11 protein-coding genes are annotated in these 15475 nt (G+C 55.4%); 10 read left to right on the top strand and 1 reads right to left on the bottom strand.

Annotation, left to right across the window (positions count from 1 at the left end; genetic code table 11):
• Positions 1-37 precede the first annotated feature (37 nt).
• The 6 genes from CEE69_RS10205 to CEE69_RS10230 all read left to right on the top strand — a co-directional run bounded on the left by CEE69_RS10205 (position 38) and on the right by CEE69_RS10230 (position 7318).
• Positions 38-1063, top strand: a complete 1026-nt coding sequence (locus CEE69_RS10205; protein WP_233215101.1) for an NAD-dependent epimerase/dehydratase family protein — start codon at positions 38-40, stop codon at positions 1061-1063.
• A gap of 4 nt (positions 1064-1067) precedes the next feature.
• Complete coding sequence (locus CEE69_RS10210) at positions 1068-2141, top strand: dihydrodipicolinate synthase family protein (protein WP_099260569.1); 1074 nt, start codon at positions 1068-1070, stop codon at positions 2139-2141.
• A 175-nt stretch (positions 2142-2316) separates the two neighbouring features.
• Positions 2317-3774 (top strand): sulfatase family protein, encoded by a 1458-nt coding sequence (locus CEE69_RS10215; RefSeq protein WP_233215102.1) that lies wholly within the window; start codon positions 2317-2319, stop codon positions 3772-3774.
• 413 nt (positions 3775-4187) lie between these two features.
• Positions 4188-5390, top strand: coding sequence for a DUF1559 domain-containing protein (locus CEE69_RS10220; protein ID WP_099260570.1), 1203 nt, complete (start codon positions 4188-4190; stop codon positions 5388-5390).
• A 115-nt stretch (positions 5391-5505) separates the two neighbouring features.
• Positions 5506-5694 carry a hypothetical protein gene (locus CEE69_RS10225; RefSeq protein ID WP_099260571.1) on the top strand — a complete coding sequence of 63 codons (189 nt, stop codon included), beginning with the start codon at positions 5506-5508 and terminating at the stop codon, positions 5692-5694.
• Positions 5695-5971: 277 nt separating this feature from the next.
• A complete protein-coding gene (locus CEE69_RS10230) occupies positions 5972-7318 on the top strand; it encodes a serine hydrolase domain-containing protein (RefSeq protein WP_233215103.1) in 1347 nt (448 codons plus the stop codon).
• A gap of 98 nt (positions 7319-7416) precedes the next feature.
• Here the strand turns inward: CEE69_RS10230 and CEE69_RS10235 are convergent, their stop codons facing one another.
• Positions 7417-8553 (bottom strand): DUF1571 domain-containing protein, encoded by a 1137-nt coding sequence (locus tag CEE69_RS10235; RefSeq protein ID WP_099260735.1) that lies wholly within the window; start codon positions 8551-8553, stop codon positions 7417-7419.
• Positions 8554-9059: 506 nt separating this feature from the next.
• Here CEE69_RS10235 and CEE69_RS10240 point away from each other — a divergent pair.
• The 4 genes from CEE69_RS10240 (at position 9060) to CEE69_RS10255 (ending at position 15435) form a co-directional block, all read left to right on the top strand.
• The gene (locus CEE69_RS10240; protein WP_099260736.1) at positions 9060-10373 is read left to right on the top strand and encodes a sodium:calcium antiporter; all 1314 of its coding nucleotides are present in this window, start codon (positions 9060-9062) and stop codon (positions 10371-10373) included.
• Between the two features lie 96 nt (positions 10374-10469).
• The gene (locus tag CEE69_RS10245) at positions 10470-13049 is read left to right on the top strand and encodes a DUF1592 domain-containing protein (RefSeq protein ID WP_233215104.1); all 2580 of its coding nucleotides are present in this window, start codon (positions 10470-10472) and stop codon (positions 13047-13049) included.
• Positions 13046-14377 (top strand): DUF1552 domain-containing protein, encoded by a 1332-nt coding sequence (locus CEE69_RS10250; RefSeq protein WP_099260572.1) that lies wholly within the window; start codon positions 13046-13048, stop codon positions 14375-14377. Before CEE69_RS10245 ends, CEE69_RS10250 begins: the two co-directional genes overlap by 4 nt.
• Positions 14374-15435: a formylglycine-generating enzyme family protein gene (locus CEE69_RS10255; RefSeq protein WP_099260573.1), complete on the top strand. Its 1062-nt coding sequence runs from the start codon at positions 14374-14376 to the stop codon at positions 15433-15435. Before CEE69_RS10250 ends, CEE69_RS10255 begins: the two co-directional genes overlap by 4 nt.
• Positions 15436-15475: the final 40 nt, after the last annotated feature.

Consider the following 15475-nt stretch of genomic DNA (forward strand, 5'->3'; position numbering starts at 1 on the left):
TTGGACCACAATCTGGCGGCAGAAAATGACAGTTGACTTGTCTGAACGGATCGAATCTGAAACGCAACTGGACGCATTGCTGGCCCGACCAAGCGATGCATTGGTCGAATTCATGCATCAACTTGATGGCGACCTGATCATCTTGGGGATTGCCGGGAAGATGGGCGTCAGCTTGGGACAACTGGCTGTCGCCGCGATCAAAAAGGCAGGCGTGTCGAAGAATGTATATGGCGTGGCACGATTCTCCGACGCGGACGCTCGTGCTCGTTTGGAATCAGCCGGTGTGCAAACGATTCAGTGTGACTTGCTTGATCGAGAAGCTGTCGCCCAACTTCCTTCCGTGCCCAACGTCTTGTTCATGGCCGGCCGGAAATTTGGAACCGAAGGCACGGAACCTCTGACTTGGGCGATGAACATGATGGCCCCTGCGAACGTTGCCCATCACTTTCGCGAATGCAAGATCGTTGCCTTTTCGACGGGCTGTGTTTACCCGCTGGCTGCAGTGGATCAACAACCGACCGAACTCACGCCACCGGGGCCGATCGGCGAGTACGCTCAATCGTGTCTCGGGCGTGAACGCATGTTCGAGTACGGCAGCCTTGAGTGGGGAACTCCCGTCTGTCTGTACCGACTGAACTACGCGATCGACCTGAGATACGGGGTGCTGCATGATATCGCCGCCAAGATTTGGAACGAGCAGCCCGTCGACAATTCCATTCAAGCCTTCAACGTGATTTGGCAGGGAGATGCGAATCATCAAGCTTTGATGTGCCTGGACCATTGCACCTCGCCAGCCAACGTTCTCAACGTCACCGGTCCAGAAACATTGCTCACCGAAGATGTTGCTCGTCGATTTGGCGAACTGCTGTACAAGCCCGTGCAATTCACGACCACTCCCAGCGACGCTTCCTACCTGAGCGACAGTTCGGAAGCCAGAAAGCTGTTCGGAGCTCCGTCCGTTTCGGCCGATCAACTGATTCGCTGGCAAGCACACTGGATCAATATCGGAGGGCGTTCACTGAACAAACCAACGCATTTCGAAGTCAACGACGGAGCCTATTGAACCGATGCAAATCAGTGACCTATCGCCCGCCATTCGCGAAAACGTTCGTCGGGGAATCGTCATCCCCGCACAACCGTTGGCACTCGATGCCAACCGGCAATTTGACCCGCGATACCAAACGGCGTTGACCCGTTACTACATCGACGCTGGCGCCGGCGGAATCGCGGTCGGCGTTCACTCCACCCAATTCGCGATCCGCGATCCATCGATCGCTTTGTACGAACCCGTGTTGCGTTTGACCTCCGAAGTCATTGACGAACACGCCGGTTCGCTAGGCCGTGAAATCTTCAAGGTCGCGGGAGTCTGCGGGAGAACACCGCAGGCAATCGGTGAAGCGGAATTCGCCCGCTCACAGGGCTACCATGCGTGTTTGTTGAGTTTGGCGGCCTTGGCCGATTCGACCATCGACGACCTCATTGCTCACTGTCGAGAAGTCGCCTCGGTCATGCCGGTGATCGGTTTCTACCTGCAACCGGCCGTCGGCGGTTGTGTGCTTCCGTATGAGTTCTGGCGGGAATTTGCCGAGATTGAAAACGTCATCGCGATCAAAGTGGCTGCCTTCAACCGCTATCAGACATTGGATGTGGTTCGCGCGATTTGCGACGCAGATCGTGACGACGCAATCACTCTCTACACCGGCAACGATGACAACATCATCGCGGACCTGTTGACGACGTACCGCATTGTCACAGAGCACGGTGTGAAATCAGTCCGAATTCGCGGCGGGTTGCTCGGGCACTGGTGCGTGTGGACTCGCAAGGCGGTTGAACTGCTCGATGAAATTCATTTGATTCTGGATCGCAGCGATGACATTCCTTCTGAATTACTATCTCGCAACATCCAGGTCACGGATTGCAACGCTGCCTTCTTTGATGCCGCCAACGGGTTTGCTGGCTGCATCCCCGGAATCCATGAGGTGCTACGTCGGCAAGGCCTGCTGCCCGGAACCTGGTGCCTGGATCCCAAAGAAGTTCTCTCGGATGGTCAATCCGAAGAGATCGATCGTGTGATCGCCGCCTACCCAGCTCTCAATGACGATGCGTTCGTGAGCAAAAATCTCCGCCGCTGGCTGAGTTAACAATTTATGCCGTGACGCACGTGAGCAGGAGTCATTGGGCTTCACCACGTAGCAGCGTCTCTCCGAGACGTTGCCATGTGCGAGTCTCAGAGAGACTCGCCTACGTGAGGCTTTGCCGAACCAATCCGGCTCATGTGCTTCGGATCGCAGCCCCCCCCTTCTTGGACAAAACCTGATGCAACCGCCCCGACTCCGGACCTTTCACTTCTTGCTGGCCGCCACGATGCTGCTTCCTGCAGCCGGGGCCTCAGCGGCAGATCGCCCGAACATCTTGTTGATTGTTTCGGACGATCAGGGCTACAACGATTTGGGCCAACTGGGCAACGGAATCATCACGCCCGCTTTGGATCGCCTTGCCAACGAGGGAACACGGCTGACGAATTTCTACGTGGCGTGGCCAGCCTGCACTCCGTCGCGGGCCAGCTTGCTGACGGGTCGGTATCCGCAGCGAAACGGGATCTACGACATGATCCGCAACGAAGCCCCCGACTACGGTCATCGCTACACACCCGACCAATACGCCGTGACGTTCGAACGCATCGGCGGAATGGATGAGCGTGAGGTGATCATCCCCGCCGTGCTGAAACGGGCAGGTTACAAGAGCGGAATCTATGGCAAATGGGACCTCGGTGCCCTGCGCCGAATGCTGCCCACTTCGCGTGGCTTCGATGATTTCTACGGCTTCGTCAACACCGGCATCGATTACTTCACGCACGAACGGTACGGCGTGCCCTGCATGGTCCGCAATCTCGAACCGACGGAAGAGGACAAGGGCACCTACTGCACATACCTATTTCAACGCGAGGCTCTACGGTTCTTGGATGAACATGCAGGCGAAGAACCGTTCTTCTTGTACGTTCCCTTCAACGCACCGCACAATTCCTCTTCGCTTGATCCGACCATTCGCTCCTCCGTGCAGGCACCCGAACGATTCAAAGCGATGTATCCACCGGTTGAGCCGGAAACCCGAGTCACCGACCGCTATCGCTATGGCACACCCGCAACGGTCGCGACACCGCAAGCTCGTCGTCGGGACTACCGGGCCGCTGTCACGTGCATGGACGCCGCGATTGGTGAGATGTTGGATCGCTTGGAAGCGAAGCAGATGCTCGATGACACGATTGTCGTTTTCTTCTCTGACAACGGTGGCAGTGGCGGCGCTGACAACTCACCCTTGCGAGGCCACAAGGCTCAAACCTGGGAGGGCGGCATCCGCGTGCCATGCATCGTTCGTTGGCCGGCAGGAAAGATCCCGGCCGGTGCGGTGAACGACGAATTCTTAACGAGCTTGGAACTGCTACCAAGCTTCGCCGGCGCAGCGGGTGTGGCCCCACCGCCCGGCGTCGTCCTCGACGGATTCAATTGGTGGCCCACACTTCGTGGCGAATCCAAGTCTCCTCGCAAGGAAATGTTTTGGAAACGTCGAGATCAGATCGGTGCACGAGTCGGTCAATGGAAATGGGTCCAAATGGGTGACCAGAGCGGCCTGTTCAATCTCGATGAAGACATCGCCGAAAAGAACGACCTGTCCCAATCAAACCCCGAGATTCTTGCGATGGTCAAAGAACGCTACACAAATTGGCTGCGCGAGATGGAAGCCGCCGAACCTCGTGGTCCCTTTCGCGATTTTTAAGCAGGTGGGCGAACCTCTCTCTGACGACGCTCAAGGACACAAAGTCCATCGAACTGATCGATAGACTTTGCTGGTGACCGACTCACCTTGATAGCAACCCAACGACGGGCCAACGCGCGTCTTTAACGCACAGTTCTTCCGGCCCATCAAACGTCCGCCCGGGCAAGGGACACTCTTCTGGTGGCATCTGGACTCGCAGCCGGCGAGCAAGAAAAAGATCGGGAAAATTCCCAAATTTCCTCCGAAACCATTGCGGGGCCGGTGTACTTAATCCCATTAGAAGTGGAACAACGTGCATCAAGCGTTCCTTGATCAGCGTTGCCTTATCAACCACTCCCGGCACCATCGTCGAACCCTCGACGTCAGCATTCACTGGTGCTGTCTTTTCGCAATCAGCTCTCGGGGAGAGTCTTATGAAGAAGATGCGCAAAAACGGTTTTACATTGGTAGAACTTCTGGTGGTCATTGCCATCATCGGCGTCCTTGTTGGTTTGTTACTACCTGCCGTGCAAGCGGCTCGAGAAGCAGCTCGACGGATGAGCTGCAGCAACAACTTCAAGCAAATCGGACTTGCACTTCACAATTACCATTCGGCTTACAACAAACTGCCCGCGCAAAAGGGTGGCACGAACAACGCCAACGACGGATCGCTCGGTGGCAACCAATTGCGTCTTGGTTGGCTGCCCGCCATTCTGCCGTTCATTGAACAACAAGGCTTGTGGGAACAAATCAGCAACCCGCTGTCGATCAATACTGACGGGACGCTTCGCACAACGCCTTGGCCCGGAATGGGACCAGCACCATGGCGAACCGACTACACACCTTGGATCACGGAATTGGCATCGCTTCGTTGCCCCAGCGATCCAGGAACCGGACTGCCCGCACTCGGCCGAACCAACTACGCCGCATGCCAAGGCGATGCTGTTGAATACGGCGAAGTCGGTGCATGGAGCGGTTCCAATCCGCTTGTCATGAATTCCGGCTACGCAGAACAAATACGCATCTCCGGTCGAGGCATGTTTGTCGCTCGCCAATACACTGGCTTCCGTGATGTCTTGGACGGTTTGTCCAACACGATCGCCGCCGGCGAAATCGCAACCGACTTGGGTGATCGTGACATCCGAACGGCTCCCATCGACGGCCCCGGATCCGCCATCCTTCGCGACAACCCATCGTGGGCTCGCGACAATGACAAGATCGACCCTGAGCGTCCACAATTCTGGCGTGCCGGTGAAAACTTGACGACCGACAATGCCGCCGGCGACGGTGCCCGCGCCAGCTGGGCTCGTGGGTTCCACTGGGCCGATGGCGAAATGCAACACTCGGGCATGAATACCATTCTGGCACCCAACAGCGAAACCGTTTCTCGCACGACGGCGGACAGCACTTGGGGCATGTACCCACCCAGTTCGCGTCACCAAGGTGGTGTTCACGTCTTGATGGGTGACGGGGCAGTGAAGTTCATCACGGATTCCATCGAAGCGGGCAACTCCCGTGCTCACACCGTTTACAGAGACCACAACCCTGGCAACGCAGGCACAAAAAGCCCGTATGGATTGTGGGGTGCGCTCGGCACTAAAGCGAACAAAGAAACCGTGTCGCTCGATTCAATCTGATAGCCGATTAGGCGAGCCAATCGCCGCTCAAAGAACCAAAAGCGTTGTTGCAATCGGCAACGGCGCTTTTCTCTATTCAACTCTTATCAACCCTCCGCAACACTGAACTGAAATCATGAGAAATCTGAATCAATATGCCAACCGATCGATTGCATTGCTTTCGCTGGTCGCTCTTTCAATGATCTGCATCGGATGCGACAGCAGCGAAACAACCGTCATTGAACAACCCGCGGACGCGGCGCAGGAAATGGAAGATTATGAATCGATGATGAACTCGTCCGCAAAGGAACCTTACGGAAAGTAGCTTCCTCAATTGTTCTGCAACCAACGCTGGATCCAAATACGGTTCCAGCGTTTTGCAATAGGTGACGAGACATAGTCGTGTCCAATCGCTCGCGGCACGCTCAAACCTTGACCCACCTAGAGGGGTCGCATACAGTCCTACAGGAAAAGGCTAAAGCGCACACGGGCATCTAAATTGTCGGCCGATGATCGGAACTGAAACTTTTGCCGAATCTTGCATCATCAAGAGTGCTCAGCCTTCGAACTCAGTCTCTGCTCGCCTTGATAGGAACGAACGAATGACGGTCCGATTTGTTGTTGGTCTTTTGTCTTTGATGCTATTGGGACAATGTCACCTGGCTCAGAGTCTGATGGGGCAAGATGAACTGCAACAACAGTTCGCCAAAATCATTGACCGAGCCGGCAAACGCAATTTCAGTGGCATCGTGGTCGCCGAAAAAGATGGAACCATCCTTGCCAATCAAAGCTTTGGATACGCTGATTCTAAGTCCAAGACGCCGATCGATTCGAAAACGCTGTTCGAGATCGGTTCTGTGACGAAACCCGTCACTGCACTTGCCATCATCATCCTAGAACGCCAGGGCAAATTGTCGCTCGATGATTCCATCGCCGATCATTTGCCAAACGTGTCCGAAGATTGCCGTAGCATCACGATCCAGCATTTGCTGCAACACACATCAGGCATCCCGGGCACGAACTATGGTCCCGTCTCAAAGGACGTCGCGGAAGTCACCCATGCCTACTTGAGAGGCGGCCCCAAACAGACGCCGGGAACGAATTTTGAATATTGGAATCAAGGCTACGCGTTGCTCGCGGCGATCATCGCTGAAGTGACCGACCAGTCTTACCAAGATGCAATTCGAGATCTGGTTCTGCGGCCTGCCAAAATGAACTCCACCTGCTTCACGGGAGATTCTGCTCCCCAAGGCTTCGACGTTGCAATCGGTAGATCAACCAGCGGAGCCGATCGTTCCGCACTGGAACATCCCTACGGTGATTTCTACGGTCTGCAGTATCAAGGAATGGGTGGAGTTGTCTCCAATGCAGAAGACATGACCGCCTTTTTACAAGCGTTTCGAAAATCGAAAACGAGTGTGGAAAGGATGCTACAGCCCGGCCCTGACGGAAGCTACGGACTCGGTTGGCGAATAGAAAACGCCGATGAAATCAACCAACGAGCCTATCACACCGGTTCGGTACGTGGATTCCTGACTGCCGTTTCTATCTACCCCGAACAAAACAGTTCATTGATCGTCTTGGCCAACACAGACGATCGGCAAAGCTTCCACCTCGCTGAATCAGGATGCCGGAAAGCTTTCGAGGCAGCAGTCGTTCCGCGTCCAACGCCTCAGCAGTTCGACACAGAGTTCCAAGAATCACTGGTCGGTCAATTCACACTGCAATCCAGAGTCGTGACTATCTCAAGTTCCGACGACGGGTTGGAGATGGTGATTGATTGGGGAGGCCCCAAAACATACGGGAAGCTCGCAAAGACGTCGTCTGCAAACCGACTGCGTTACTTGGACGGTTCGAAAGATGAAGTGTTCGTCTTGCTGGAGGGTCAAAAGAACAAAAAGGTTCAATCGCTTCAAATCCTCAACAGCACCTATCTCAGACGGAAGTGAGAATCACCCGCGACATGGATGATCAAACGCGTTCCCTCATCCAATTCCAATCACGTTGACACCATCAATGGGAACTCTCGCGTCCGGCTCGAAACCGATCAGTCTTTGGCGATGACGTTGGGGCTGACCTTCAATTCAGATTCGGTCAATGCGATTGGGCCAGTCAATTTGCCTTTCAAACGTTCAGGTGCGAACGACGCGTCCGCCAGGCCAACGTTGAGTTTCAAGTCCGCGTAGGTGTACTCTTCCATCAATTCCGGCTGATCGTCTGCTGACTCAGGCCAATCGTAGACTTCTAAACGAATCGGCACGTGCAGTTCATCGTCGATGTAGGCGTTGGCTCGATGGAATCCAAAACCACCTTCCTTCGACGGGTGAACGATCTGGAAATGCGTTGCAGATCGGCCCAGCACTTTCGCGTTGCGGAAATAGGTCACTTCAGTGACGTCCCCGGAAGGATCCAGTTGCATGTCAGCTTCCATCAACTCGATCAATCGGTTTATGATCTTGTCAAACCCGATGTCAGTGATGGGATAGTTACTTTGTTCTTTGGCCTGACGCCCGTGAGGATCAATCGACAGAACAAGGTAACTCAGTGCGCCACCACCTTTTCGAACGCGGGCTTTCCCTTCGTTCTCGCCATCGATGTAAAGGACTCGGCGATCGCGAAGCGTCCGAGGGCTTTGGTACTGCAGAAAAACCGACAAGGGAGACACATTGCCTTGCTCGTCATCCTTTTCCACTCGCACTGCTAGTTCCATGATTTGTGGCGTTTGCAATTCGCCATCGATCCGTTCCCGTTTGATCAGCTTGCAACTGTAGTCGCTCACGTTTTTGCGAATATGTTCGGCATGCGATTCTGCGAACGCCAACGCCCAACCCAACGGATGATCCGCGACCGGGGGTGTCGCGTGCTGTTTGTTTTGGTTACTCGCGGTGCCCTTCGCATCCATGAGTGGAGCGAACGAGTCTTTGGTCGAGAACGCATCGACTGGGGAAGTGGCTGACATCTGCTGAATGACGTTCGGTTCATCCAGACCCAACTCAGCGATCGCTTGCTTGGACAACTGATCGGTGGAGTCTTCGACCGCGATCTTTTGAACTGCAACTCGACCATCTTCGGCGATCGACGACTTTGAATCCGATAGCGATCCCAGCACGACACATGACAACGTCAAAGTGGATGCGACGAGGCGAGAGAATCGAGGACGACGGGTCAAGGATGGCGTTGTCATGGAAGGTGGCTCCAAATGGCGGTCGAAAGTCCGTTCGTTTCCGGTGGTGCTCGTTCGGCCCAAGCGGCGAAGTACGTAAGTGCACGAAACGTGCCGATTGCCTGCAAAAGTCAAACTTTCAGATTAGCGGCGGCCCATGTAGAAACAACTGAAAAGGAGCGATCATGTCTGGAACCAAAGTGTTGACGCCTGGACCGCCGGAAAAACCCGCATAGCCTTCCAAACTGCCCGCCCCGCAAATCGCGGCCATCACTTAGTTTCACGACGGATTCAGCATCGTCCGCAGGGCAATCACCGAGTCATTCCAGTACAAGCCTGCTTTCATTTTGACATTCTCGCATTGCAATCTGAGACACCTCCATGAAACCCCGCGTGGAACTCGAGTTGCTCCTGGGGCACTGGAAATCTTCTCTCGCCGCTTGTAATTGTTACCCTCGCGGTGTCATCCTTTGGGATCGCGAGCATTCAACCAATCGAACTTCCACTTTCCGTTTTTCAAGGCATCCATGGGCATCGTCATCCCACTCGTTCTGATTCTTCTCACCTGCTTGGTCATCTGGCGAGCCTGTGACGGATTCGAAATCGCGAGTGAGTACATCGGCCGCAATCTCTCCGATGGCGTTCGTGGCGGAACGATCAACGCCATCTCCAGTTCGATCCCAGAACTCTTCACCACCCTGATTGCGTTGTTCGTGCTTTCGGATCGAGACGGTTTCTCGATCGGCATCGGCACCACAGCCGGAAGTGCATTGTTCAACGGCATGATCATCCCTGCCGTCTGCATCCTTAGCGTGGTTGGCTTCGTCGTGCTGGGTGTCCGCGTCACCTCGGTCAACGTGTCCACTCGAGTGCTTCTTCGTGATGGCATCTCGCTGATCCTTTGCGAGTTCATCTTGATCTTGCTGATCAATGGAGAACAACTTCATTGGTGGCAAGGTTTGATCCTGATGCTGATGTACGTTGCCTACCTCGCGTTCATGTTGACGACGATGAAGCCTTCCGAGTTGAGCGCAAACGTCGATGACTCCAACGACGAAGACACTGACCAAGACGAAGACAACACCCCACGTGGAGTCCTTGCGACGATTTTCTATTGGGTCTCCGGAGGCCCGCTGCTGGACCTCGAACGATGGTTTGTCAAAGACCACCATCGCGAACAGATGAAGCAAGAAACCTGGAACGGCTGGGGATTGCTGCTCACCAGCACCGGCGTCATTGGCATCGCCTGCTGGGCGTTGGTGTTGGCCTGCGAATGGCTCGGCAGCGGACCGGCCAACACGGAAAACCCTTCATATCAACTGTTCGGGCAAACCTTCGAAGGCCTGGGCATGCCCGCCATGTTCGTCGCCGTCATCTTTGCATCGATGGCGACCAGTGTCCCTGACACGGTCATGTCCATTCGCGACGCTCGTGATGGCGACTACGACGATGCAGTGGCCAACGCGTTGGGCAGCAACATCTTTGACATTTGCTTCGCACTCGGCTTCCCTCTGTTCCTGTTCACGCTCATCCACGGCCCCATCGCAATGGAGCCCGAAATCGCGGCTCAAAGCGGCGAACTGCGTTTGTTCCTCTTCATCCTGACGATCATCGGTTTTTTGATCTACTACATCGGCAAACGGGGTGTCGCGGCGGACGGAACCAAGTATGTCGAAATGAAGCGAGGCAAAGCGTTTGCGTTGTTGACGATGTACGTTCTGTTTGTCTCGTACATCCTGGCACATGAAAACGATGTCGAATTGGTTCATCAGATTTCCGACCGCCTGCAAAGCTTGTTGCAACAGTTGCCTGCGATCGGGGCAATCCAGCGTTTCGTCTAGGCGACGTTGGACTCGATACTTCAAAAGCCTGAAACGGGACCATGCTTGCTGTAGACTGATCGGTCGCCTTTTTCTTGCCCCGCGTTTTTTTCATGAATGGGAACGTGGCGCCGATACCGATTGGATCCCCACGAGTCGTTCCCGTTGATCACCTGGAAGCCACTCCGACTGACTGTTGCGATCACTGTGGTCGCCGCGATGGAAATTTTCACCGGCGGACTTTTCGCTGCTGAAGTTCCTGCGGAAATGCTGGCTTCGTTGAAGACGCACTGCATCCAGTGTCATGGTCCAGGTTCAGCCGAAGCGAACTTGCGGGTTGATCAACTGACGGGTGATTTGGCTGACCGAGAGAACGCGTTGAAGTGGATTGAAATCCGAAACGCGATCAACCTCGGCGAGATGCCTCCCGATGGCGAATCGCCGCTTCCCGTTGACATCATCTCGCAAACTTCGCAGTGGGTTTCGAATGAACTGCGAGAAGTCGACCGATCCAGAACTCGGTCGAACAATCAAGTCATGCTGCGTCGGTTGAACCGTCATGAGTACACGCACACGGTGTCCGATCTTCTGTCGATGAAGTTCCCAACCGGTGAAAGCCCGCTCGACACATTGCCACCCGACGGGACCGCGGAGGGATTCGACAAAGTCAGCACTGCCTTGCTGGTCGACCCTTCGCTGATGACTCACTACTACCGCGTCGCACGCCGGATCGCGGATCGGTCGATTGTGGATGGTTCACCGGAATACCCGACCGAAACGATGCGGTTGGAATTCGAGGAGATCGCCGACAGCCACGCGATTGGATATCTCGTCACACGTCGGGGAATGAATCCGGTCCCAGGTGGCTTGCAACTGATCGAAGGCAGCACGCGGTCTTTCGGGATGCTTCGTTACCCGGGTCGCAAGGACAACAACGTCGCACCGACCAACGGTTTCTATCGGTTCACCATCCGTGCCGGTGGTGCCCCGGGCGTCGACGGGGAAGTGCCGCGAATTCGTTTGAAACACAGCCATCCCGATGACTCCATGCAAACGATCATGGAGTACGACGTGACGGCACCTTGGGACTCACCCACCGATACCACCGTGACAATTCCGCGAGACACCCTGGGCGGTGAACTCAGCATCGAAATCCTGAACGACACCAAGCTTTCGATGGGCCAACGTCCTGGCGAAAACTTCATGAGACGAATCAATGAAGTGGGTGAAGCCGGCGACTTCGCCGAATCGCTGCGTCTGGCCGGTCGCAAGGTCGCCGAAGGCTGGGGCGGAGAACGTTCGACACCCGATCCTGAAAAACTCGACCTGACAAAATTCCCGCGAGTCTTCTTGGATCATTTGGAAGTCGAAGGTCCCTTGTACGATCAATGGCCGCCGAAAAGCCACACGACCGTCTTGTTCCGCGGCGAAGCAGGAACCGATGACCTGGCATACGCCCGTGAGATCCTCTTGCGACTCTTGCCGATCGCGTGGCGGCGTCCGATCGACGAACGCGAGGTTGAACCGATCCTTGGAGTCATCCATTCGGAACTCGAAAACGGTGAAACATTCCACGAGGCCATTCGCGTTGGGTTGGCCGCCACACTGACGTCGCCAAATTTCCTCTACCTCGCAGAAGGAAATGGAAACGACGTCGACAACTCCGCGCTGACCAACCACGAAATCGCCTCGCGAATGTCGTACTTCCTGTGGTCTTCCATGCCAGACCAGGAACTCTTTCGCGCGGCCAAAGACGGCAAACTGACCGATTCCAAACAACGCAAACGGCAAGTCGAACGGATGCTGGCGGATCCCAAAATGGATCGGTTCGTCGACAGTTTCGCTCGACAGTGGCTGCAGACCGACACATTCCTGACGTTCACGCCCGACCGATCCTTGTACCGGGAATACGACGAGAAACTAGCGGAAGCCTTTGTTCGCGAACCCCTCGAATTCTTTCGTGAGATCTTACGCAGCAACCGAAGCGTGTTGAACTTTCTTGACTCGGACTTTGTGGTCATCAACGATCGGCTCGCTCGACACTATGGCATCGATGATGTCAGCGGCGAGGAGTTTCGCAAGGTTGATTTACCAGCGGATTCCGTGCGTGGTGGGTTGCTGGCGATGGCAGGTGTGCACCAAGCCGGATCGGATGGCACTCGCACCAAACCGGTTTCGCGAGCGGTCTATGTTCGGGAAGTCTTGTTCAACAACCCGCCGGATCCACCGCCACCCAACGCGGGCGAAGTCGAACCCAACATCCAAGGCCAACGCCTGACCGTCCGAGAACGCTTGCTGCAGCACCAACAAATCGAAGCCTGCGCGGCCTGCCATCGCTCGCTCGATCCGTATGGGCTAGCGTTGGAGAACTTCAACGTCGTCGGACGGTGGCGAGAAAAACAAGACGGCGAGAATTTTCGCGGTCGCAATCTGCCTGTGATCGACGCCAGCGGCCGGCTCCCCAATGGCAACGAATTCGCAGGCTTTGATGCTTTCCGGGAGTTGCTGCTGCAACAAAGCGATCGCTTCCGCCGAGCCTTGGCGGAAAAAGTGTTTGTCTACGCATTTGGCCGCCCCGTCGGACCTGAAGATGATGCAACCCTGAATCGCGTCGCCACCGAGATGAAAGCGGAAGGCGACACCTTCCGAGCACTGATTCAATCCATTGTCACCAGCCAGGCATTTGTGTCCCGATGAGCAAACCGTCATACAAACCACGACTCAAGACGCTCAACCGCCGGATGCTTCTGCGTGGGGCCAGCACCTGTTTGGCGTTGCCTTGGTTGGAAGCGATGCTGCCACGATCTGCCTCCGCCGCGGAATCCACCAAGGTCGTCCCACGGATGGGCATGTTCTACTTTGGCACGGGCATGAACATGCGGCAGTTCTACCCGGAAGGCTATGGGCAAGACGCGAAAATGTCTCGCATCTTGAAGCCACTGGAAAAGCAACGCGATCAGTTCACGGTTCTGTCGGGAACCTCGCTCAGTCACGGTGGCGGTCACGACGGTGCCTACCCGTTTGCGACCTCGATTGCTCGCGGCGAAAAACAAACGATCTCGCCCGATCAATTGGCCGCCGAAGTGCAAGGCAAGCACACTCGGTTCCCGTCATTGCAATTGTCTGTCAAACGCGGCACTGGCTTTGGTTCGCAAGCTCTGGCGACCATTTCATGGAATCGCCAGGGCATCCCATTGGCCGCCGAGAATGATCCGCAGACCATTTTCAATCATCTCTTTCGCCCGCCCAACTCCCAACAACTTGTCAAACAAAGTGACGAATTCCGACAACGCGGCAGTGTGCTCGACGCGGTGTTGTCGGATGCGAAACAATTGCAAACACGACTCAGCCAATCCGATCGTCAACAACTGGACCAATACTTCCATTCCATTCGCGAAGTCGAAACGACGCTGCGACGCGAAATGGACTGGTCCGATCGTCCCAAACCGTCCCCCAACCTCGATGGGTTTGGTGATTACGAAAAAGCCGTCGCGCCGGAGGGCAATGGAAAGTTCGTTTACGACACGTACGCGAAATTGATGTACGACCTGATCGCACTGGCGTTTCAAACGGATTCCACGCGTGTGGTCAGCTACGTCGTTCGAACCGAATTGGCCGGAGGCGTGTACCCGGAATTTGGTGTTTCCAAGGGCTATCACGAACTGACGCACCACGGCAACGACCCAAAGAACCTGGAAGAACTTGCCCGGGTCGACACGATCTACATGCAACACTGGAGCCACTTCCTGAACCGCTTGGCATCCATTCGCGAAGGGGAGGGCACCTTGCTGGACAACACGTTGCTTGGGTTCTCCAGCGGCATGGGAATTGGGCACAGCAAAGACCTTCTGCCGACAATGATTTCCGGAGGCAGCGGGCTCGGCATCCGTCACCAAACGCACCTTCAACTCAAAGACAACACGCCGCTTTCTTCACTGTGGCAAACCATGGTTGAACGGATGGGAGAGAACGTGGACGGTGAGTTCCAGGACAGCACCGGAACCATCGGGGAACTTCTCGCATGATTCGCCCGTGTATCAAACGACTGAGTTCTGCTCTCGTATTGGCAGTGGTTTTGACGCTACCAGGCCAAGCAGATGAACCGACTCGGCAAACGCAGACTAATTCGATCGGCATGCAGTTCGTTGCAATCGAACCGGGTGAATACCGACGAGGTTTTGGTAAATCGAACCAGCGCGATCGCAAATTTGCACTGGTTCATTCCTTCAGCAATCCTCAAGAATTCCGCTTTGATTCGCCAGCGCATTTGGTGGTGCTCACAAAACCGTTTGAGCTTCAAACCACGGAAGTCACCGTCGCTCAGTTCCGTGCCTTTGTCGAAGCCACCGGGTATCGAACCGACGCCGAAAAGAACGGTGGAGCCTTGGGATGCTTTCCAGATGAAAAGGACTACGTCGACCGCTTTCGAAAGTCCTCCGATGTGACTTGGAGAACTCCCGGCTTTGAACAATCCGATGATCATCCCGTCGTCGCCGTCAGTTGGAATGACGCGGTGAAGTTCTGTCAGTGGCTCTCGGAACAGGAAACCGCGACGTATCGCCTGCCGACCGAAGCCGAATGGGAATATGCCTGTCGTGCTGGTCAATCAACATGGTATTCCTGGGGGAGTGACCCGGACGATGCCTACGTTCATGCCAACGTTGCCGATGGTGCACTCGAGGCTGCTCAGCCAAACACAACCCGCTATCAGCGGGCGATCAAGCTGGAGGCGAACGACGGCGACGGTGTGGTCTTCACCGCCCGAACCGCTCGCTTCCAACCCAACCCATGGGGTCTGCATGACATGCACGGCAACGTTTGGGAATGGTGCCAAGATCGTTGGTCGGCCGATCTCTATCGAAACTACCTGGATGACGTCCCCTGGCCGGAACGATCAAAGTTCACCGTGACCGATCCGGTGATGCTGGACGAAACACCGCAACATGCTTACGGGGATTGGCGGAGCATGCGAGGCGGTGCATGGACCTGTGCTCCGGCGTCCGTGCGATGTTCGATCCGCACGTTTGCAGAGGCGGCCGACGCGACGATTTACACGGGGTTTCGAGTCGTCCGAGAACGATGAAGCGGATCCGCTGAACGAAAAGAAACAACACCAACGTGGT

It is taken from the genome of Rhodopirellula bahusiensis (assembly GCF_002727185.1).
Lineage (GTDB): Bacteria > Planctomycetota > Planctomycetia > Pirellulales > Pirellulaceae > Rhodopirellula > Rhodopirellula bahusiensis.